Source organism: Streptococcus mitis (genome assembly GCF_001281025.1).
Lineage (GTDB): Bacteria > Bacillota > Bacilli > Lactobacillales > Streptococcaceae > Streptococcus > Streptococcus mitis_AK.
Genome location: NZ_CP012646.1, coordinates 698,319 through 718,186, shown reverse-complemented (window position 1 = coordinate 718,186; position 19,868 = coordinate 698,319). Strand labels below are relative to the sequence as shown.

The 19,868-nt window shown below is 39.4% G+C and carries 13 protein-coding genes, 1 other RNA gene and 1 pseudogene; 4 read left to right on the top strand and 11 right to left on the bottom strand.

Annotated elements, in window-relative coordinates; translation table 11 throughout:
• Positions 1 to 83: 83 nt before the first annotated feature.
• From rnpB to RN80_RS03660, 3 genes are all read right to left on the bottom strand, one after another.
• Positions 84 to 464, bottom strand: an RNA gene (gene rnpB / locus RN80_RS03670) — RNase P RNA component class B.
• A gap of 20 nt (positions 465 to 484) precedes the next feature.
• The gene (gene gpsB / locus RN80_RS03665) at positions 485 to 814 is read right to left on the bottom strand and encodes a cell division regulator GpsB (protein ID WP_060627571.1); all 330 of its coding nucleotides are present in this window, start codon (positions 812 to 814) and stop codon (positions 485 to 487) included.
• Positions 815 to 883: 69 nt separating this feature from the next.
• Entirely contained in the window at positions 884 to 1,411 is a 528-nt protein-coding gene (locus RN80_RS03660) for an SLOG family protein (protein ID WP_060627569.1), read from the bottom strand.
• A gap of 66 nt (positions 1,412 to 1,477) precedes the next feature.
• Here RN80_RS03660 and recU point away from each other — a divergent pair, with 66 nt between their 5' ends.
• Together recU and pbp1a are read left to right on the top strand one after the other, a co-directional pair.
• A complete protein-coding gene (gene recU, locus RN80_RS03655; RefSeq protein ID WP_000248751.1) occupies positions 1,478 to 2,074 on the top strand; it encodes a Holliday junction resolvase RecU in 597 nt (198 codons plus the stop codon).
• Positions 2,071 to 4,233: a penicillin-binding protein PBP1A gene (pbp1a, locus tag RN80_RS03650; RefSeq protein ID WP_060627567.1), complete on the top strand. Its 2,163-nt coding sequence runs from the start codon at positions 2,071 to 2,073 to the stop codon at positions 4,231 to 4,233. The genes recU and pbp1a overlap by 4 nt, the downstream gene beginning before the upstream one ends.
• A gap of 141 nt (positions 4,234 to 4,374) precedes the next feature.
• Here pbp1a and RN80_RS03645 read toward each other — a convergent pair whose 3' ends face one another.
• From RN80_RS03645 to RN80_RS03620, 7 genes and pseudogenes are all read right to left on the bottom strand, one after another.
• On the bottom strand, positions 4,375 to 6,357 hold the full coding sequence (locus tag RN80_RS03645; RefSeq protein ID WP_060627565.1) for a peptide ABC transporter substrate-binding protein: 1,983 nt from the start codon (positions 6,355 to 6,357) through the stop codon (positions 4,375 to 4,377).
• A gap of 203 nt (positions 6,358 to 6,560) precedes the next feature.
• The gene (gene glf, locus RN80_RS03640) at positions 6,561 to 7,664 is read right to left on the bottom strand and encodes a UDP-galactopyranose mutase (protein WP_060627563.1); all 1,104 of its coding nucleotides are present in this window, start codon (positions 7,662 to 7,664) and stop codon (positions 6,561 to 6,563) included.
• Positions 7,665 to 7,757: 93 nt separating this feature from the next.
• Positions 7,758 to 7,865 (bottom strand): annotated as a pseudogene (locus RN80_RS09650) (CpsB/CapC family capsule biosynthesis tyrosine phosphatase); the annotation flags it as partial.
• A 6-nt stretch (positions 7,866 to 7,871) separates the two neighbouring features.
• Positions 7,872 to 9,317: an LCP family glycopolymer transferase CpsA gene (cpsA, locus tag RN80_RS03635; protein ID WP_049544888.1), complete on the bottom strand. Its 1,446-nt coding sequence runs from the start codon at positions 9,315 to 9,317 to the stop codon at positions 7,872 to 7,874.
• Positions 9,318 to 9,506: 189 nt separating this feature from the next.
• Positions 9,507 to 11,465 carry a peptide ABC transporter substrate-binding protein gene (locus tag RN80_RS03630; RefSeq protein WP_060627561.1) on the bottom strand — a complete coding sequence of 653 codons (1,959 nt, stop codon included), beginning with the start codon at positions 11,463 to 11,465 and terminating at the stop codon, positions 9,507 to 9,509.
• Positions 11,466 to 11,691: 226 nt separating this feature from the next.
• Positions 11,692 to 13,659, bottom strand: coding sequence for a peptide ABC transporter substrate-binding protein (locus tag RN80_RS03625; protein ID WP_049544886.1), 1,968 nt, complete (start codon positions 13,657 to 13,659; stop codon positions 11,692 to 11,694).
• Between the two features lie 166 nt (positions 13,660 to 13,825).
• Complete coding sequence (locus tag RN80_RS03620) at positions 13,826 to 15,436, bottom strand: glycoside hydrolase family 13 protein (RefSeq protein ID WP_060627559.1); 1,611 nt, start codon at positions 15,434 to 15,436, stop codon at positions 13,826 to 13,828.
• A gap of 152 nt (positions 15,437 to 15,588) precedes the next feature.
• Between RN80_RS03620 and RN80_RS03615 the strand changes: the two genes are divergently transcribed.
• Complete coding sequence (locus RN80_RS03615) at positions 15,589 to 17,073, top strand: DUF1846 domain-containing protein (protein WP_060627557.1); 1,485 nt, start codon at positions 15,589 to 15,591, stop codon at positions 17,071 to 17,073.
• A 94-nt stretch (positions 17,074 to 17,167) separates the two neighbouring features.
• Positions 17,168 to 17,650 carry an S-ribosylhomocysteine lyase gene (locus RN80_RS03610; protein ID WP_000032562.1) on the top strand — a complete coding sequence of 161 codons (483 nt, stop codon included), beginning with the start codon at positions 17,168 to 17,170 and terminating at the stop codon, positions 17,648 to 17,650.
• A gap of 63 nt (positions 17,651 to 17,713) precedes the next feature.
• Here the strand turns inward: RN80_RS03610 and RN80_RS03605 are convergent, their stop codons facing one another.
• Positions 17,714 to 19,819 carry an ATP-dependent Clp protease ATP-binding subunit gene (locus RN80_RS03605; protein ID WP_060627555.1) on the bottom strand — a complete coding sequence of 702 codons (2,106 nt, stop codon included), beginning with the start codon at positions 19,817 to 19,819 and terminating at the stop codon, positions 17,714 to 17,716.
• Positions 19,820 to 19,868: the final 49 nt, after the last annotated feature.

Here is a 19,868-nt window from a genome sequence, read left to right as displayed (position 1 = left end):
TTACAGTCTTGCAAGACCTTTCTATATGTCCACTTTAAAAAATGAGGTTGAGAAAATTTCTCAGCCCCAACCTATATGCAATTTTCTATAAGCCATGTTTTGTTCCAGAAGTGACTAGGACCACTTCCTTCGATAATCATCTGTCTACCACTAACAGCTCTAGCTGATAGCAGTCAGAATACTACGTTCGTTTCCGCGTACTCCATGCCCCGACCAAAATTTGGGTTGCTAGCTTGAGGGGTTTACCGCGTTCCACTCTCTCCGTTTCCAGAAAGACTCCGTCACTGTGGCACTTTCAAGCCTACTCTGGCCTATCCAAGGACTTAGCCATTTCAACTGCCGTAACGATTTCTCGTCCCTAGGCTTATGGTTTCGCCTAGCACAAACACTACAGGCATCACAGCCTGTGCTAGCATGGACTTTCCTCATGAGAAGCAACTCTCCTCACGCGATTATCCAAAAATTGCACACCTCAAATCACTACTTAGAAATCTGAGTTATCTAAAATTTGTTTACCAAACACTTCTTTTTCAAGACGATTCAAGCGTTTCAAAATATCAAAATTCGTCATAGAACTTGTAGTTGTCGCTTCAATAGGTTCTGCTTGAACTGGTGAAGGTTTCGGTTTACGAGCTAATTCTTCCTTCAAATCCGCAATTTCCTGACGAAGTGACTTGACCAAGGCAGCATAGGTTTCATAGTCCTTAATGACATCGTCTAAAAACTCATCAACTTCTACTTTACTATAGCCTCGGACTTCACGCCCAAACTCTTGTTCAAAAATATCTTTCGCTGAAAAAATAATACTTGCCATGTCTCTCTCCATTCTCGCTTGCTAGTATTATTATATAAAAAAAGCCAAACAAAAATCAAGGTCAAAGGCTTACTTTTCAGAAAAATTTTCTACTAGCTCATTTAAGTCTTCAAAGGTTAGCCTTTTTATGCGATAACCTTCCTGATTTTTCATCAAATTGTCCATAAATTTTAATTTGGTCTCATTTTCTGGATCATAGAAAAAATAAGCTAAGTCAGTATTTTCCAGCAAAAATCGTTGGTAGTCTCGTAGTTGCCCCATATGTTCATATTTAGGATAGGCATATTTGACAAAATCGACCTGCTTAAATTGGTCAAGTTTAAGCTGATTCGCTTCATTCCAATTTTCCCCGTGTGTTTCAAAATCAAAAATGGTCGCTAGGCTAAAATCATATTCGTCTTTCATTTCATTTGCGACATCAAACACCCAAGATTCAAATCCCAAGTTCCCTGTAAAGACCAGCCATTTAATCCCTTCTTCTGCTAAACTTTCTAAATCACGGCGAATGGCTTTCTTTATAATTTTTATCCTGATATCTTTTTCATTAAACAAACCCAAGTCAAAATTAGAATATCCCATAATTAAAGCTGTAGTCATTTTTACACCTTTCTTTCTATTTTTATGGTATAATAGAGTGATGTTATTGTACCAATAAGGAGAAATATGGTCAACTATCCTCATAAAATTTCATCAAAAAAAAGCCAAACATCCATTTCTCAACCAAAAAATTTCGCAAATCGAGGAATGACTTTTGAAAAGATGATTAACGCTACAAACGACTACTATCTGACGCATGGCATGGCAGTTATCCATAAAAAGCCAACGCCTGTTCAGATTGTTCGAGTAGACTATCCTCAACGTAGTCGAGCCAAAATTGTAGAAGCCTACTTTAGACAAGCTTCCACAACAGATTACTCTGGCGTATATAGAGGACATTACATTGACTTTGAAGCTAAGGAGACACGACAAAAGAATGCTATCCCAATGAAGAACTTCCATCTTCACCAGATTCAACATATGGAACAAGTTCTAGAACAGCAGGGCATTTGCTTCGTACTACTTCATTTTTCCTCTCAACAAGAAACTTATTTGTTGCCGGCACCTGATTTGATTCGCTTTTATCATCAAGATAAGGGGCAAAAATCAATGCCACTTGGATATATTCAAGAATACGGATATTTAGTAAAGCAAGGAGCTTTCCCTCAAATTCCCTATCTCGATATTATCAAAGAACATTTACTAGGTGGTAAAACAAGATGAATAAACAAACTATTCTGCGATTCTTAAAGTATATTGGAATCACATTCCTTACCTTATTTATCGCATTATTTCTATTAGGTGGAGGTGTCTTCCTCTACTTTGTTAGTAAGGCTCCAGCCTTATCTGAAAGTAAATTAGTTGCGACAACTTCTAGCAAGATTTATGACAATAAGAACGAACTGATTGCTGACCTTGGATCTGAACGTCGCGTAAATGCTCAAGCAAATGAAATTCCTACTGACTTAGTCAAGGCAATTGTGTCTATCGAAGACCACCGTTTCTTTGACCATAGAGGTGTTGATACTATTCGTATCATGGGAGCAGCATTAAGAAATCTACAAGGAGGAGGTCTACAAGGTGCCTCAACCTTGACACAACAATTAATTAAATTGACTTATTTTTCTACTTCAACTGCTGATCAAACCTTGTCACGTAAAGCTCAAGAAGCTTGGCTAGCCGTTCAACTAGAGCAAAAAGCAACCAAGCAAGAAATCCTAACCTATTACATCAATAAAGTCTACATGTCCAACGGTAACTATGGAATGCAAACCGCAGCCCAAAATTACTATGGAAAAGACTTGAAGGACTTAAGCTTGCCACAGTTAGCACTCTTGGCTGGAATGCCTCAAGCGCCAAACCAATATGATCCTTATTCCCATCCAGAGGCTGCTCTAGAGCGTCGTAACTTGGTACTTTCAGAAATGAAAGGGCAAAAATACATTAGTGCAGAAGATTATGAAAAAGCTATTAATACTCCCGTCACTGACGGTCTCCAAAGTTTGAAGTCAGCCAATAGTTATCCAGCTTATATGGACAACTACCTCAAAGAAGTAATCGACCAAGTTGAACAAGAAACTGGTTACAACCTTCTTACTACAGGCATGGAAGTCTATACTAATGTCGACAAAGATGTTCAGCAGCGACTTTGGGATGTTTATAACACAGATGAGTATGTCGCTTATCCAGATGATGAACTTCAAGTAGCTTCTACTATCGTTGATGTAACAAATGGTAAAGTCATTGCTCAGTTAGGTGCCCGTCACCAATCAAGTAATGTATCTTTCGGAATCAACCAAGCCGTTGAAACCAACCGTGACTGGGGTTCTACTATGAAACCAATCACTGACTATGCTCCCGCTTTAGAATATGGAGTCTATGACTCTACTGCAACTATTGTACATGATGTTCCTTATAACTATCCTGGTACTGATACTCCCGTCTACAACTGGGATAAAGGCTACTTTGGAAATATTACAATTCAGTATGCACTTCAACAGTCACGTAATGTCACAGCTGTTGAAACCCTAAATAAAGTTGGTTTAGATAGAGCGAAAACCTTCCTAAATGGCTTAGGTATCAATTATCCAAGCATCCACTATGCAAACGCCATTTCAAGTAATACAACTGAATCTAACAAACAATACGGTGCAAGCAGTGAAAAAATGGCTGCTGCTTATGCTGCCTTTGCCAACGGTGGAATTTACCACAAACCCATGTATATCAATAAGGTCGTCTTCAGTGACGGTAGTGAAAAAGAATTTTCAGATGCTGGTACACGAGCTATGAAAGAAACAACTGCTTACATGATGACCGAAATGATGAAAACTGTCTTAGCTTACGGAACAGGACGTGGAGCCTATCTCCCATGGTTAGCGCAAGCTGGTAAAACAGGTACTTCTAACTACACAGATGATGAAATTGAAAAACACATCAAGAACACTGGCTATGTAGCTCCAGATGAAATGTTTGTTGGTTATACTCGTAAGTATTCTATGGCTGTATGGACAGGTTATTCGAATCGTTTAACTCCTATCGTTGGAGATGGTTTCCTAGTTGCAGCTAAAGTTTATCGCTCAATGATAACGTATCTATCAGAAGATACTCATCCAGAAGACTGGACGATGCCAGACGGACTTTTCAGAAACGGGGAATTTGTATTCAAAAATGGAGCTCGCCCAATATGGACTGAACCCTCTACTCAACAATCCTCAACAGCTGAAAGTTCAACTACACAGGCAAGTACTACGGTAGGTCAACAACCCAATAATGCTCCAGCAACCGATCCTAATCAAGGACAAGCTGGTCAGACTGTTCAGCAAACACAACCAGTACAACCAACGCCACAAAATCCACCAGTTCAACAGCAACCACAACAGTAAGATAAAAGAAAATCCTGAGAATAAAGGCTCAGGATTTTTTCTTCAACAAAATAGGATCTGTCATATCTAAAAGCGGTGACCGGCACCAATTCATTTTCGATAAACCAAAAGAAGTTAGCGAACAACTAACTTCTTTTTATCTTATTTCACATGTTTTGCAAGTTCTTCTTGCGCTTTTTTATTGGATTCTGCTTTTTCTTTCATCCATTTATCTTGCGCTTTTTGATACTCATCAACTGTCACTGGTTTATCTTGTACATCAAGGTATTTATACAAGGTAGCTTCGGTCGTACCCTTGTTACCAGAGTATGCAAACGGAAGTGTAAATGGTACCATCTTAGACAACATTGGACGACCAGTTTTAGAAGTTGTTGGGATAATCAAAGCACTGTCGGTCAACCAAGCTTGGGCAGCAGCATATTTTTCATAACGTTTTGAAATGTCATTCACTTCTGCACCAGCTTCCACAACCATTTTTTCGTAGTCTTCCAAACCAACTTGCTTAGCCGCAGCGTTGTTTGTTCCAGAGTCAAATCCTAGGTAAGTCTTTGTACTTTCCCCTACAGATGGTTTGAGAATATCAAGGTAGGTAGATGGGTCAATGTAGTCTGGTCCCCATCCAACGTTATCTGAGACATCCCAATCTTGTCCAGCAGCCGTTTCAGCAAAGTAGGTAACATTGAGAACTTCATCTTTTTGAAGTTGTTGGATATCAATGACGACATTGTCAGTTCCTAATGTTTCTTCAAGTGATTGTTTAAAAGATTGGACACGTTGAACTTTTGTTGTATTGGTTTGGTCAACTGGCATATCCAAGTGGATTGGGAATTGAACGCCTTCTGCTTGGAGAGCTGTCTTAGCTTTAGCAAACTCTGCTTTCGCTTTTTCAGGATTGTAGAGTCCATCCTGAGCATCATCCAAGTTCACGTTGCTCCATTCGTCACCATAAGTCACCAATTTGTCTTTGACCATTTCGCCAAAGTTCTTTCCATCTGCCTGTACAAATGTAGGAGGAACAAACAAGTTACGAAGCAGTTTAGTTGCCCCATTCGCACCATTCACTTGAGAAGCATAGGCTTTTCTATCAAAACCAAAGGCAAGGGCTTGACGGAAATCTTTGTTTAGAAGAGCTTTCTTGGTTGAAGTCTTTTGTTCATCTGTAGTCTTAGAAGTGTACTTATAAGACTGGCGATCAATATTAGTACCTACTAAATAAGTAGTAGAATCTTGTGGTGTATAAACGATGTTGTCTTTAAACTCTTTTTCAAGTTCAGGATAACTTGCGCTTGTCGGGAAGAGACGAGCCATTGTAAAGCTTCCATCTTTGAAGTTTTCTGCAAGTTTTCCTGTATCTTGACCATCCCAGAATGAAAGTTTTACCTTATCAATGTGAACATTGTCCTTATCCCAGTAGTTTGGATTCTTTTCAAATTCTACTGAAGATTTAGCGACCAATGATTTCAACAAGAAAGGTCCGTTATAAAGGATACTGCTTGGATCTGTTGCTTTCCCAAAATCATCTCCTTTAGAGTTTAAAAACTCTTCATTAACTGGTGCTAAGACACCCATTGTTGTTTTAGAATTCCAAAAACTTTCAGGTTTGTTCAAAGTGTATTGAACTGTTTGATCGTCAATCGCTTTAATCCCAACTTGAGAGAAATCTTTAGTTTCCCCTTTAGCGTATGCATCCAAACCTTTAATTGAATCCTGTACCAAGTAAAGGGCTTCTGATTTCTTATCTGTCGCATACTTAAGTCCTGTTACAAAGTCTTGAGCTTTCACAGGCGCATACTCTTCTCCTTCAGATGTGTACCACTTGGCATCTTTACGGATTGTATAAGTGTAAGTCAAGCCGTCCTTAGATACAGACCAATCCTCAGCCATAGATGGCACAAAGTTACCATAGCGGTCATTTTCAAGCAATCCATCAATCACATTACTAGTAATGTCAGCAGTTGCTGCCTTACCAGTTGTCAAGTAGTTCAGGTTATCTGGATCTGTTTCGTAAACATAAGAAAAAGTTTTCTCACCTTTTGCACTAGACCCTGAGCCAGAGCAAGCAGCTAAAACACCTGTTGCTAATAAAGTTACTCCCGCAAGAGCCAATACTTTTCTTGTTTTCATAGTATTCTCCTTTGTTTTTCTATCCATTATAGACTATATTTAAAGTCCTGTCAATAGAATTTTCTGAATTTTAGAAAATTATTTTTTAAACAACAACTTTGCAATAATATGAATATTATCAAAAAAATCCCTCAACTACATTAGGTAGTCAAGGAATTATCGATCATATTTCTAAAAAGTAGCTGGTTAACAGTTCTAGGTGTTTAATCTAACTCATTTCTTACACACTGTAAAGCTGCTCCAATTACTTGGTGCATATCGTAATAACGATAATGTCCTAAACGACCACCAAAGATAACATTCCCTTGCTCATCAGCCAGTTTTTTATATGATTTATACAAATGATTATTACGATCATTATTTACTGGATAATAAGGCTCATCACCTTTTTCCCATGTTTTAGAATGTTCTTTAGTAATGATAGTCTTTTCTTGATTGCCAAACTCAAAATGTTTGTGTTCAATAATACGTGTATATGGAGTCTCTGCATCCGTATAGTTCACAACTGCATTTCCTTGGTAATTCTCCATATCCAAGGTCTCATTTTCAAAACGAAGACTACGATACTCTAGTTCACCCAACTTATAGTCAAAGAATTCATCAATCATACCCGTAAAGACAATCTTAGGAAACTCTTTTAGATATTGCTCTTTATTCGCAAAGAAATCAACATTTATTTCTACATCAATATTTTCATGATCCAACATTTTTTCAACTATTTGAGTGTAACCACCAATTGGAATCCCTTGATAGGTATCATTAAAATAGTTGTTATCGTAGGTCAGACGTACTGGCAAACGGCGAATGATAAAGGCTGGAAGTTCCGTAGTTGGCTTGCCCCACTGTTTTTCTGTATAATCTTTGATTAATTTTTCGTAGATGTCTGTACCTACAAGAGAAATAGCCTGTTCTTCCAAATTTTCAGGAGTTTTGCCATTTAAAACAGCACGTTGCTCATCAATCTTAGCCTGTGCTTCTGCTGGCGTTACAACTCCCCAAAGTTTATTGAAGGTATTCATATTAAAAGGAAGATTATAAATCTCTCCCTTATAATTTGCAACTGGAGAGTTTGTGTAACGGTTAAACTCTGCAAACTGATTTACATAATCCCAAATCTCCTTATCAGAAGTATGGAAAATATGAGCACCATACTGGTGAACTTGAATTCCTTCCTGTTCACGAGTATAGATATTACCCGCGATATGATTCCGTTTTTCAATGACTTTCACTTTTTTTCCTTTTAGGGCTGCTTCATGGGCAAATACTGCACCAAAAAGACCAGCACCAACGACAAGATAATCGTACATAACCCCCTCCTTTTATTTTTTAACAAACTGTTGTAGCAATTGTACAAGATGGATAACTTTAATCGATGTTACAATTGTATGTTTTACATCTCAAGTCCGTACTTCTTGTCCATAGGCTTCTGTCAAAAGAACCTTGCTTTCTTGCTTAGATTTTAAACCATCATCCACACCAAATACGATATGCGAATGAATATCAATCATTTTGTCTTATTTTCCTTCCATCACATCATTGATTGCAGCCTTGACTGACTCTAAACTGCTATCACTTATCTCCATCATGTAAAGGTTGCTATCAGGCATGGCATAGGATGGCAAATCCATACGCCCTGTTCCTTTAAGATCTTGCGAATTAATCTTATAAGTTCCACCACTCTCAAGTTGGGCATTGGCCATGTTCATCATGGTTTCAAGTGGCATATTAGTTTGCACGGAATCTTGTAGACCCTTTATAATACTGTCATAATTTTTCAAAGCTTCTGTCGAAGTTAACTTTTGCAGAATTGCAACAATGACTTTTTGCTGGTTACGACCACGATCTCGGTCTCCATCTGCCAATGAATAACGCTCACGTACAAAGCTAAGAGCTTGCTCCGAGTCAAGATGAACATTCCCTACAGGATAGAACTTCCCATTTGTATGAGCAGTAAATTCTTGATCATTATGAACATCAACTCCACCGAGAAGATCTATCAATTTCAAGAAAGAAGTGAAATTCAAACGAGCGTAATAGTTCAAGTCAATACCGTAGAGATTTTCCAGTGTATGAATGGAAGCATCTACTCCATAAATCCCCGCATGGGTCAACTTATCTTTTTGGTTGTTACCACCATCTGCAATTGGAACATAGGAATCACGAGGAGTCGTTGTCAAAAGAATCTTTTTCGTTTCGCGATTCACTGTCATAATGATATTGACATCCGAACGAGAAACCGAACTGATTGGACCGTAAGTATCAATTCCACTGATATAAACATTGAAACTGTCACCCTTGACATCTTTTGGAGTTTCAACCGTCTTGGTTAATTCTTTGGTATAGATTTTCTTAATTTTTGAAGCATAGTCAGGATATTCTGATTCGATAATGTTTTCAAAGACACTGTTTAGAATGATTGCCTTTGTATCGCCAGCTAACAAGCTCTTATAGGCCGCAAGATAGGATCTGCTTTCTTCGACTGTCAATTCCTTATTTTGACTAGCCTTAAGATCATTCATCAACTGTTGGATATTATCCTTATCCGTCCCAGTCGGCCCCGTTACACTGGTTACCTGACTGATATTATCAATTGAACTATCTGCTAATACCGCAATACTCATCGAATAATGTGAGTAGTTCGATGTCGCATTCAGGCGACTGGTAAATCCAATGAACTGCCCTACAGCAAAGAGAGAAGTTCCATTGATTAACACACCAAGCAGTAATAAAATCAGCGTTAGATTTTTAGCTTTCTTGGACCGAATTAAAAAGAAGCACAAGATGGCTAAGGCTACAATTAAGACAGCAACCACTATATTGAGATATCGGAAGGCTAGCATATTGTACTTGAAAATCAAAAACAATAAAAAGACTGCTAGTAATGCATAGATAGCTAGCAACCCCCAACTAATCAATATTTTTGTTTTACCCTTACGAGCTCGCTTCGAAGATCTACTCACGATATACCTCTATTATCAATTTTTATTTCATTTTATTATATCATAAAAAAATACACTTGCGGGGTAAATCCGCTTAGGTAAGGCATTTTAATCTTCTTTCCGAAACATTCTTTTTGACTTGCAACCAATTACATCAATAAATTTACTATATAAACATCAAAATAAGGTCCCTTACGGAACCTCGCTCATCTATTTGACATGATTTTCTGCTTCTTTTTGAGCTTTTTCGATTGCTTTTTTACTTTCTTGCTCCCATTTGGTCTTGGCTTCTTCATACTGTTTAGTTGTCACAGTATCTTTTTGCAGTTTCATGTACTTGTAGTTATTGCCATCACCCTTGATGCCGACCAGTGAATAGCCTCTTGTAAATGGCGTTACTTTGGTTACAGAAGCTGTTCCACCACTTGACATGGCTGACATAATCAGAGAATTGTCAATCATCCAAGCCTGTGCTTCAGCATATTTTTCATAGCGTTTGGCTACATCTTTATTTTCACTATCTGCATCTTTGAGCATCTTGGTGTAAGTATCAAGCCCCAAGCTAGCAATCTTAGCTTTATCTTCTTGAGCATCTAAACCAAAAATCTTGAGGTAGAATCCATCCTCTGCATTGAAAGGATTAAGATAAGTTGACGGATCTTGGTAGTCACCTACCCAACCATCAAAGTTCAAATCATAGTCACGATCAGCTGGTGTTGGCGCTAAAAAGGCTACATTATTAAAATCATCCGTTGAAAGTTGTTGAACATCAATGACAATGTTATCAGTACCCAAAACTGACTCAAGGGTCTGCTTAACTGAGTTCATTCCTGTCACAGCATTTTTACTTGTCTGATCAACAGCCACATCCAAGTGAATAGGGAAAGTCACACCTTGACTTGCCAATTCTTTTTTAGCTTCCGCAAATTTTGCTTGGGCTTTTTCTTTGTTGAAATAGGCATCCTGAGCATCTGCCAAGTTAATATATGACCATTCTGTGCCATAGTTGACCAATTTAGAAGCAACTACTTCTCCAAAAGTCTTGTCTCCAACTTGGACAAATGTAGGAGGCACTAGGGTGTTACGAAGGGTCTTGCTAGCTGCTTCTTCCCCATTTGACTGAGCAGAATAGGCTGTGCGGTCCAAGGCAAAGTTCACTGCTTGGCGGAAGTTTTTGTTCAAGACAGTTGTCTCAGTTGACTTCTTCTGTTCATCTGTCGTTTTAGCAGTGTGATTGTAGGCCTTACGGTTGACGTTGAAATTGAAATACCAAGAAGTCTTGTCCTGCAAGCTATAGACGATATTATCCTTATATTTCTCCTTGGTCTTAGCAAAGTTAGAACTATTCGGATAAACCCCAGCGATAGAATAAGCTCCACTTTCAAAGTTACGGATGGTCAATTCTTGGTCTGAACCATCAAAATAGGCCAATTTCACGTGTTCAATCGATACTTTGTCATGATCATAGTAATGCGGATTCTTCACATACTCGATAGATGATTTTGATGTGAAATCTTTTAACAAATAAGGTCCGCTGTAGAGAATGCTATCTGGAGATAGGGTACCAAAATCTTTCCCTTTTGAATTTAAAAACTCTTCATTTACCGGGAAAAGAATACTATTCGTTGTTTTTGAGTTCCAGTAAGGTTCTGGGCGTGCCAAAGTATACTCAACAGTCTGGTCGTCAATGGCCTTCACCCCAACCTTAGAGAAATCAGAATCCGCTCCTGTAATATAATCATTCAAGCCCTTAATCGAGTTTTGAATCAAGTCAATGGCCTGGGATTTATTGTCCACTGCATACTTGATACCTGTCACAAAATCTTGTGCCTTGACTGGGGCATATTCTTCACCATCAGCCGTGAACCATTTGGCATCTTTTCTCAATTTATAGGTATAAGTCAGACCGTCGCTCGAAACAGACCAGTCTTCTGCCAAAGATGGAACTAGGTTCCCATGGTTGTCATTTTCAAGCAAACCATCAACTAGGTTAGTAATAATAGCTGTATTATCAGCGTAGTAGTCTAATAAGTAGTTAAATGTAGTTGGGTTTCCACTAAAGGTTGATGAGTAAGTTTTTGTATCTGAACCTGATTGTCCGCAAGCAGTTAACAGCAAGGCAGCTGCAACAGTCAGACCTGCACTAAGGATACGCTTTTTTGTAGTCATCTTCTTTCTCCTTTATGTTAGTTTTTATAACATAGGTTTATTTTACCAAAATAGTGGGAATTTGTAAAGTTAATTGAATTTCTAGAATGAAAGTTTATAAACTTTAGTCATAAAAAAACAAAGGATTTCTGTCTTTCATACAGTCCTCCCTTGTTTTTATGCGATTTATCATTTAAATATCAATGAATTAACTGATAACCTAACGAAAGCAAGAATCTCATTCACGTTATTTTATGTGCTTTTCTAAATCCTTTTGATACTGAGCATTCGATTCCAGTTTTTCCTTTTGCCACTTTTTGAAGGCCGCATCATACTCTTTAGTTGTCACAATATCATTTTGAAGTTCCATTCCTTTAAAAATAAATGGATCCCCCTTAATACCGACCTGTGAATAAGCTTTGGTAAATGGAACAGTACGACTAACCATAGGAGAGCCCCCTGAAGAAGCAACTGGAATAAGAAGTGAACTATCAGTAACCCAAGCCTGTGCTTTAGCATACTTTTCGTATCGTTTATCAAGATTACTTGTCTCAGAAGCCGCATCATCCAAGAGCTTCTTGTATTCATCCAAGCCAACTTTTGCCACAACTTCAGGATCCTTGCCCTTTGTTATACCTAGATGTTTCAAGGCAGAACCCTTCTTAGCATCTAAAATATTGAGATAGGTTGCTGGATCTTGGTAATCTGGTCCCCAACCTGTTCCGTTCAAATCATAATCTTTTTGGGTTGGAACTTTAGCTTGAGAAGTAATACTTTCCTTCTCATTATCTGTCATTTGAAGAACATCTATAATCACATTCTCCGTTCCAAGCGTTTCTTCAATTGATTGTTTTAGCGAATTGGTTTGTTGCACCGCAACTACATCTGTCTGTTCTACTGGCACATCTAGATGAATCGGGAAACTCACTCCCTTAGCTTGCAATTCTGACTTCGCTTTTTCAAATGCAGACTTGGCCTTTGTTGGATTGTAAATTGTATCCTTACCATCTGTGAGAGTCACATCTTTCCACTGTTCTCCATATTTCAGTAGTTCATCCTGAGCCAACTGTCCGAAGGTCTTCCCAGCTACTTGAACGTAATTATCTGGCACTAGACTATTACGAATAATCTTATCCGCACCCTCTTCACCGTTTAATTGAGCTGTATAGGCGTGGCGATTGAAGGCAAAATTAATTGCTTGACGGAAATTTTTATTCAGCATGGCTTCTTTTGTAGAAAGCTTTTGTCCTTCATCTGTCTTGGCTGTTTTATTATATGATTGACGATTTACGTTAAAAGTAAAGTAATAACTAGTTGCTTCCTGAGGGCTATAAATAATCTGATCTCCATATTTCTCTTTGGTAGAAGCAAAACTTGAACTATTTGGGAAAAGTCTCGCTGTATTATATGCTCCTGTAGCGAAACTACGGATAAGGGATTCTTGATCTGATCCGTCATAGAATGTTAATTTTACATTATCAATCTTGACATTTTCCTTATCCCAATAGTTAGGATTTTTTTCATATTCAATCACAGATTTAGAAATCAAAGATTTCAAAAAATATGGACCATTGTAAAGAATACTTGATGGGGTTGGCGCTCCGTAATCCTTGCCTGTTGCATTCAAAAATTCTTCATTTACAGGGAGCATGGTTGCTGTTGTTACTTTAGAGTTCCAAAAACTTTCTGGTTTATTAAGGGTATATTCTACCGTATAATCATCAAGAGCTTTAACACCTACAGTTGAAAAATCATTGGTCTCACCACTAACATAAGCCTCCAAACCTTTGATTGATTTTTCAATCAAAGAAAGACCATCTGACTTAGCATCTGCTGCATGCTTCAGACCTGTAACAAAATCCTGCGCCTTAACTTCTGCATACTCCTCTCCTTCAGAAGTATACCACTTCACCCCCTTACGAAGTTTGTAAGTGTAAGTCAAACCATCGGTTGAAACAGTCCAATCCTCTGCTAAAGACGGAACAAGATTCCCATATTTATCATTCTCTAAAAGACCATCAACAACATTACCAATCACGTCAGAAGTAGAACTTTTACTCGTAACGCTATAATCCAAGGAAGACGGATCCACTGCATAAACATAAGAAAAGCTCCTCGGGGCATCTGCTTTCTTATCACTTTTACCACAAGCTGCCAAAAGAAGGGCCGCACTCAAGGTCACTCCCGCTCCTAAGAGCCACTTTTTCGATTGCATAAATAATCTCCTTCAAAATAGTATTTTCACTATTATACCCTATTTTATTATAAAAGCAAGAGCTTTTGACAGATTTTTTAGAAAATTCTAAAAAATCTATTTAAAAGAATTCTCTAAAAAACTTTTAGCAAAACCTCAAACTCTATAAGCTTGAGGTTCTCACTTTTTAGTCAGTCATTTCCACACAGAAAGCATCCCATGGAGCCAAGATTTGTCTTTCAAAGGCTTCCTGAACCGCGGTGTTTTCAATCAAAACAGATTTGACTTTTCCTTCTACGGTCAAGTCTTGCTCTTCATTGGACAAGTTAGCCACAACTAGAAAACGACGGTCTCCATCTTTACGGATATATGCAAAGACCTTGTCAGTTGTTTCCAAGAGTTCAAAGTCAGCTCGAATCAGCCAGCTATTGTCCTTACGGATTTGAACCAGTTTCTGATAAGTATAGAAAATAGAATCTGGATTTGCCAGTGCTTCTTGAACGTTGATTGCTTGATAGTTTGGATTCACTGCCAACCAAGGTTGACCTGTTGAGAAACCAGCGTTTTTGCTTTCATCCCATTGCATAGGGGTACGGGCATTGTCACGTCCAATGACACGGATACTGTCCATGATTTCTTCCATCGGAACGCCTTTTTCAAGAGCCTCACGCGCATAATTGAGGGACTCAATATCTTCTACTTGATCCAGTGTTTCAAAGGGATAGTTGGTCATCCCAATCTCCTCACCTTGGTAGATATAAGGAGTTCCTCTCATGAGATGAAGTAAGATTGCAAAGGCTTTGGCAGATTTTTCGCGGTATTCTTGGTCATTTCCCCAGATTGAGACAATACGAGGGAGGTCATGATTGTTCCAGAAGAGGGAATTCCAACCGTCCTCAACTCCTAACTCTGTCTGCCATTTGTTGAAAATCTCTTTTAACTTAGCGATATTCAGCTCTTTTTGATAGTGCCATTTAGGTTGCCCTTCCTGATACTGAAGACCGATATGTTCAAACTGGAAGACCATAGACAATTCTTGTCCCTTTGGATCTGAGTAGAACTTAGCAATCTCAGGCGTTGCTCCCCAAGTCTCCCCTACTGTCAAGAGATTCTTATCTCCAAAGGTCGCTTGATTCATTTCCTTGAGATAAGGGTGGAGCATAGGACCATTATTGACTACTTTCTCGTCAGGAATTTTCCCAATCATGTCAATGACATCCATGCGGAAACCGCCAATCCCTTTATCAATCCAAAAGTTCATCATCTCATAAATTTTCTGACGAAGTTTTTCATTTTCCCAGTTGAGATCTGGCTGTTTCTTACTGAAAAAGTGGAGATAGTACTGACCCGACTTTTCATCGTATTCCCAAGCAGATCCACTAAAGATAGAATCTAGGTCGTTGGGTTCATCTCGCCAAATATAGTAGTCACGTTCAGGGCTGTCAGGATTTTCACAGGCCTCGACAAACCAAGCATGCTCATCTGAAGTATGATTGACCACTAAGTCCATGATGATACGAATATCACGTTTCTTAGCTTCCGCGATCAGTTGGTCCATATCCTCCATGGTCCCGAAAATAGCCGCAATCGCTTGATAATCAGCAATATCATAGCCATTATCATCCATAGGACTGTCATAAACTGGAGAAAGCCAAATCGCTGTAATTCCTAACTTAGCTAGATAGTCTAACTTACTGGTAATACCTGGCAAATCGCCAATTCCATCTCCGTTGCTATCCATAAAGCTCTTAGGATAAACTTGATAGACTACGGCGTTGTGCCACCATTTTTCTTGCATCTTCTTACCTCATTATTTTAATAATCTATAGTCTATGATAGCGCTTTTCAGAGTTTTGTGCAAGCGTTTGCCTAATCTTTTTGATTCCTTTTTTAACTCCATAGTTTCCTAACTTCCAATTTTTTATTATAATAGAGGTCAGAGGTAAAAAAATGAAAAAACAAGCTTTTAGTTCTGAACAATATTTGAATCTACAGCGCGACCACATTTTGGAGCGCATTAACCAATTTGACGGCAAGCTCTACTTAGAGTTTGGTGGCAAAATGTTAGAAGATTTCCACGCCGCTCGTGTCCTTCCTGGTTATGAGCCTGACAACAAAATCAAGCTCTTACAAGAATTGAAAGAGCAAGTTGAGGTTGTGATTGCTATTAATGCTAGCAATATCGAGCATTCCAAAGCACGTGGTGACTTGGGCATTTCTTATGACCAAGAAGTTCTTCGTTTGATTGACAAATTCAATGAATTGGGAATTTTTGTTGGCTCTGTTGTCATCACACAGTACGCTGGCCAACCAGCTGCAGATACCTTCCGCAACCAACTTGAGAAAAACGGAATTGATTCTTATCTTCACTATCCAATCAAAGGATATCCGACGGATATGGATCATATCATTTCTCCAGAAGGCATGGGGAAAAATGACTACATCAAAACCAGTCGAAACCTGATTGTCGTAACCGCTCCTGGACCTGGTTCTGGAAAATTGGCAACCTGTATGTCCAATATGTACCACGACCAAATCAATGGTATCAAGTCTGGCTACGCGAAATTTGAAACCTTCCCAGTTTGGAATCTTCCCCTTCATCATCCAGTTAACTTGGCCTACGAGGCTGCCACAGCAGACCTTGATGATGTCAACATGATCGACCCCTTCCATCTCCAAACCTACGGAGAGACCACTGTCAACTACAACCGTGATATCGAGATTTTCCCAGTGCTCAAGCGCATGTTAGAACGTATCCTTGGTAAATCTCCATACGCTTCTCCGACAGATATGGGTGTCAACATGGTTGGTTTCGCTATTACAGATGATGAAGCTGCTGTCGAAGCTTCTAAACAAGAAATCATCCGCCGTTACTATCAAACTGTTCTTGATTTTAAAGCCGAAAAAGTTGGTGAAGCAGCTGTCAAGAAAATCGAGTTACTCATGAACGACCTCGGTATCACACCTGCAGACCGCAAGGTTGCTGTTGCTGCACGTCAAAAAGCAGAAGAAACTGGCGGACCAGCCCTAGCCCTTGAATTGCCAAATGGGGAAATCGTCACAGGTAAGAACTCAGAACTCTTTGGCCCTACAGCAGCTGCCTTGATTAACGCCATCAAGAAATCAGCTGACATTGTGAAAGAAGTAAAACTAATCGAACCTGAAGTGGTTAAGCCAATCCAAGGTCTTAAAATCGATCATCTCGGTAGCCGCAATCCACGCCTTCATTCAAATGAAATCCTGATTGCACTTGCTATCACAGCTACAGAAAATCCTGATGCTGCTCGTGCTATGGAAGAGCTTGGTAACCTCAAAGGAAGCGAAGCCCACTCAACCATCATCTTGACTGATGAAGACAAGAATGTCCTTCGCAAATTGGGTATCAACGTAACCTTTGACCCTTACTACCAATACGACCGCTTGTATCGTAAATAAAGATTTCAACCTCTCCACTCTTGGAGAGGTTTTCTCTCTATATCAGGAGCCAGCTTTGTGTTATAATGAAAGAAGAAAACTGAAAGGATTTACCATGTCAAAAGAAGTTATTGTTGAAAGTTTTGAACTTGACCACACCATTGTTAAAGCACCCTATGTTCGCTTGATTGGGGAAGAAACAGGACCAAAGGGAGACGTTATCTCCAATTATGATATTCGCTTGGTACAACCAAACGAAGACTCTATCCCTACCGCTGGCCTTCACACTATCGAGCACCTCTTAGCCAAACTCATCCGTACCCGAATTGACGGTATGATTGACTGTTCACCATTTGGTTGCCGCACAGGCTTCCACATGATTATGTGGGGACGTCACACTAGTGCTGAAATCGCAGCTGTTATCAAGGATTCGCTCAAGGAAATCGCTGAAACTACTACTTGGGAAGACGTCCCTGGTACAACCATCGAATCTTGCGGAAACTATAAGGACCACAGCCTCTTTTCTGCTAAAGAATGGGCAAAACTCATCCTAGAACAAGGGATTTCAGATGATGCCTTTGAACGCCATGTCATCTAAACACAAAAAAAGGAACCAGTTTTTTTCAGCTGGTTCCTTCTTTTTTATGCTCAAAATTCTGTCTTAAGCTTTCTCACGAATAACCAAACCACCGTCTTCCATATCTGCTTCTAGGTGTTTGGCATCTAGGTGATCCAAGTGGAAGTCTGTGACTTTGTCACGGATTTGTTGTTCAACCACACGACGGAGTGGACGAACACCCATGACTTCATCGTAGCCTTCTTCTGTGATATAGTCTTTAGCCGCTTGACTAACTGCTAAATCAATGTCTTTCTTAGCCAAGGTTTGGTTGACTTCAGCCAGCATCAAGTCCACAATTTTAGAAAGGTCTTCCTTAGTCAAGTGTGAGAACTCAATGACTGCGTTAAAGCGGTTGAGGAACTCTGGACGGAAGAATGGTTTCAAACGGTCCATCAATTCTGGTTTGTCCGCATCTTCTGTCAAGTTAGCTTCGTAACCAAAGCCTGCGTTTGAAGTTGCGATAATCACCGTATTCTTGAAGTTGACAGTGTTACCTTGACCATCTGTCAAACGACCATCGTCCAAAACTTGAAGGAGAAGGGTGATGACTTGAGGGTCAGCCTTTTCAATTTCGTCGAGAAGGACGATTGAGTATGGATTGCGACGGACGCGTTCTGTCAAGGTATTGTTGTTGTCATCGTAACCAACATAACCTGCAGTTGTACCAATCAATTTAGATACGGCTGTGCGGTCGCTGTATTCTGACATGTCCAAACGGATGATAGCATCTTTCGTTCCGAACATATCAAGAGCCAATTGTTTAGCCAACTCAGTCTTACCAACACCAGTAGGACCTACAAAGAGGAAGCTACCGATTGGACGGTTACCTTCATCAAAACCAGCACGGTTACGACGGATAGCTTTTGCTACTGCTTCAACGGCCTTATCTTGACCAATAACTTTCGTCTGCAAACGATGACCCATATCTTTCAAACGTTCGATGTCCGTAGCCCCCATTTGAGATACTGGAATACCCGTCATACGTTCTACAGATTCAGCCACATCGTTGACACTTGCAGTCACTTTCATATCTTCTGTATGGTTTTCGATTTTCTTTTCCAATTCTGCAATGCGTGTTTTATAGTTTAGAGCTGCTTCAAAATCTTCTGCCTCAACTGCTTTTTCTTGCTTGTCTTTTTCTGCCTCAATTTCACGTTCAACAGCATGAACATCTGTTACTGGATGCTGAGCTGCCAAGTGAGCCGCCGTAACATCGACAAGGTCGATAGCCTTATCTGGCAAACTACGTTGAGGAATATACTGAACAGAATAATCCACTGCTGCTTTTAAGACTTCATCTGGCAAAATAACATTGTGGTGTTGTTGATAGAGATCACGAATTCCTTGAAGGATTTTAAAAGTATCCTCTGCTGAAGGAGCATTGACCTTGACTTCGTTGAAACGACGAGCAAGGGCTGCATTTTTCAAGATAGTATTACGGTATTCGTCTTGAGTTGTTGCGCCAATCACTGTCAATTCTCCACGAGAAAGAGCTGGTTTCAAGATATCAGCAAGACCTTTAGATCCTTGACCATCACCTGTGCTACCAGCACCAAGAATTTGGTGAATTTCATCAAAGAAGAGGATGATATTCCCTGCTTCTTTTACTTCATTGACTAAGTTTTGAACGTTTTCTTCAAAGCTACCGCGGTATTGAGTACCAGCCTCAAGACCTGAGATATCAATGGAAATAATTTCTTTATTCTTAATGGCAGCTGGAACGTCACCGTTCACGATAGCTTGGGCCAATCCTTCTACTACTGCAGTTTTACCAACACCTGCGTCTCCAACTAAAACAGGATTGTTCTTGGTGCGACGAGAAAGAATTTCAGATGTTTCTTGAATTTCCTTGTTTCGTCCGATGACAGGATCCAACTTGCCCTCACGCGCTTCTGCAGTCAAGTTTCGACCCAGTTTAGCAAGGACACCATCTTGTTTCATACCTGAAGACTGTTGTTTCATTTGTCCATCAGTTTCTGCATTTCCTGGCAATTGACCAGTTGCACGATAGTGAGCAAATTCCTCAGGTGTGACTTCACGTCCATTAATCAAGTAACGGCGATTTTCAGAACTATATCCTCGCATACCACCCATCAATTGGTTAAATAAATCATCCATGTTGTTAAAATTATTAAAGTTGTTGTTCATATTCTTTACCTCTTTTTATTTACTTAGTTATGATTACTGATATTGACTA

Coding starts and splice junctions, on each gene's coding strand:
- RN80_RS03645 (WP_060627565.1), bottom strand. CDS start 6,357: ATGAAAACAAGAAAAGTATTGGCTCTTGCGGGAGTAACTTTATTAGCA.
- gpsB (WP_060627571.1), bottom strand. CDS start 814: ATGGCAAGTATTATTTTTTCAGCGAAAGATATTTTTGAACAAGAGTTT.
- recU (WP_000248751.1), top strand. CDS start 1,478: ATGGTCAACTATCCTCATAAAATTTCATCAAAAAAAAGCCAAACATCC.
- pbp1a (WP_060627567.1), top strand. CDS start 2,071: ATGAATAAACAAACTATTCTGCGATTCTTAAAGTATATTGGAATCACA.
- glf (WP_060627563.1), bottom strand. CDS start 7,664: ATGTACGATTATCTTGTCGTTGGTGCTGGTCTTTTTGGTGCAGTATTT.
- RN80_RS03615 (WP_060627557.1), top strand. CDS start 15,589: ATGAAAAAACAAGCTTTTAGTTCTGAACAATATTTGAATCTACAGCGC.
- RN80_RS03660 (WP_060627569.1), bottom strand. CDS start 1,411: ATGACTACAGCTTTAATTATGGGATATTCTAATTTTGACTTGGGTTTG.
- RN80_RS03630 (WP_060627561.1), bottom strand. CDS start 11,465: ATGACTACAAAAAAGCGTATCCTTAGTGCAGGTCTGACTGTTGCAGCT.
- RN80_RS03620 (WP_060627559.1), bottom strand. CDS start 15,436: ATGCAAGAAAAATGGTGGCACAACGCCGTAGTCTATCAAGTTTATCCT.
- RN80_RS03625 (WP_049544886.1), bottom strand. CDS start 13,659: ATGCAATCGAAAAAGTGGCTCTTAGGAGCGGGAGTGACCTTGAGTGCG.
- RN80_RS03605 (WP_060627555.1), bottom strand. CDS start 19,819: ATGAACAACAACTTTAATAATTTTAACAACATGGATGATTTATTTAAC.
- RN80_RS03610 (WP_000032562.1), top strand. CDS start 17,168: ATGTCAAAAGAAGTTATTGTTGAAAGTTTTGAACTTGACCACACCATT.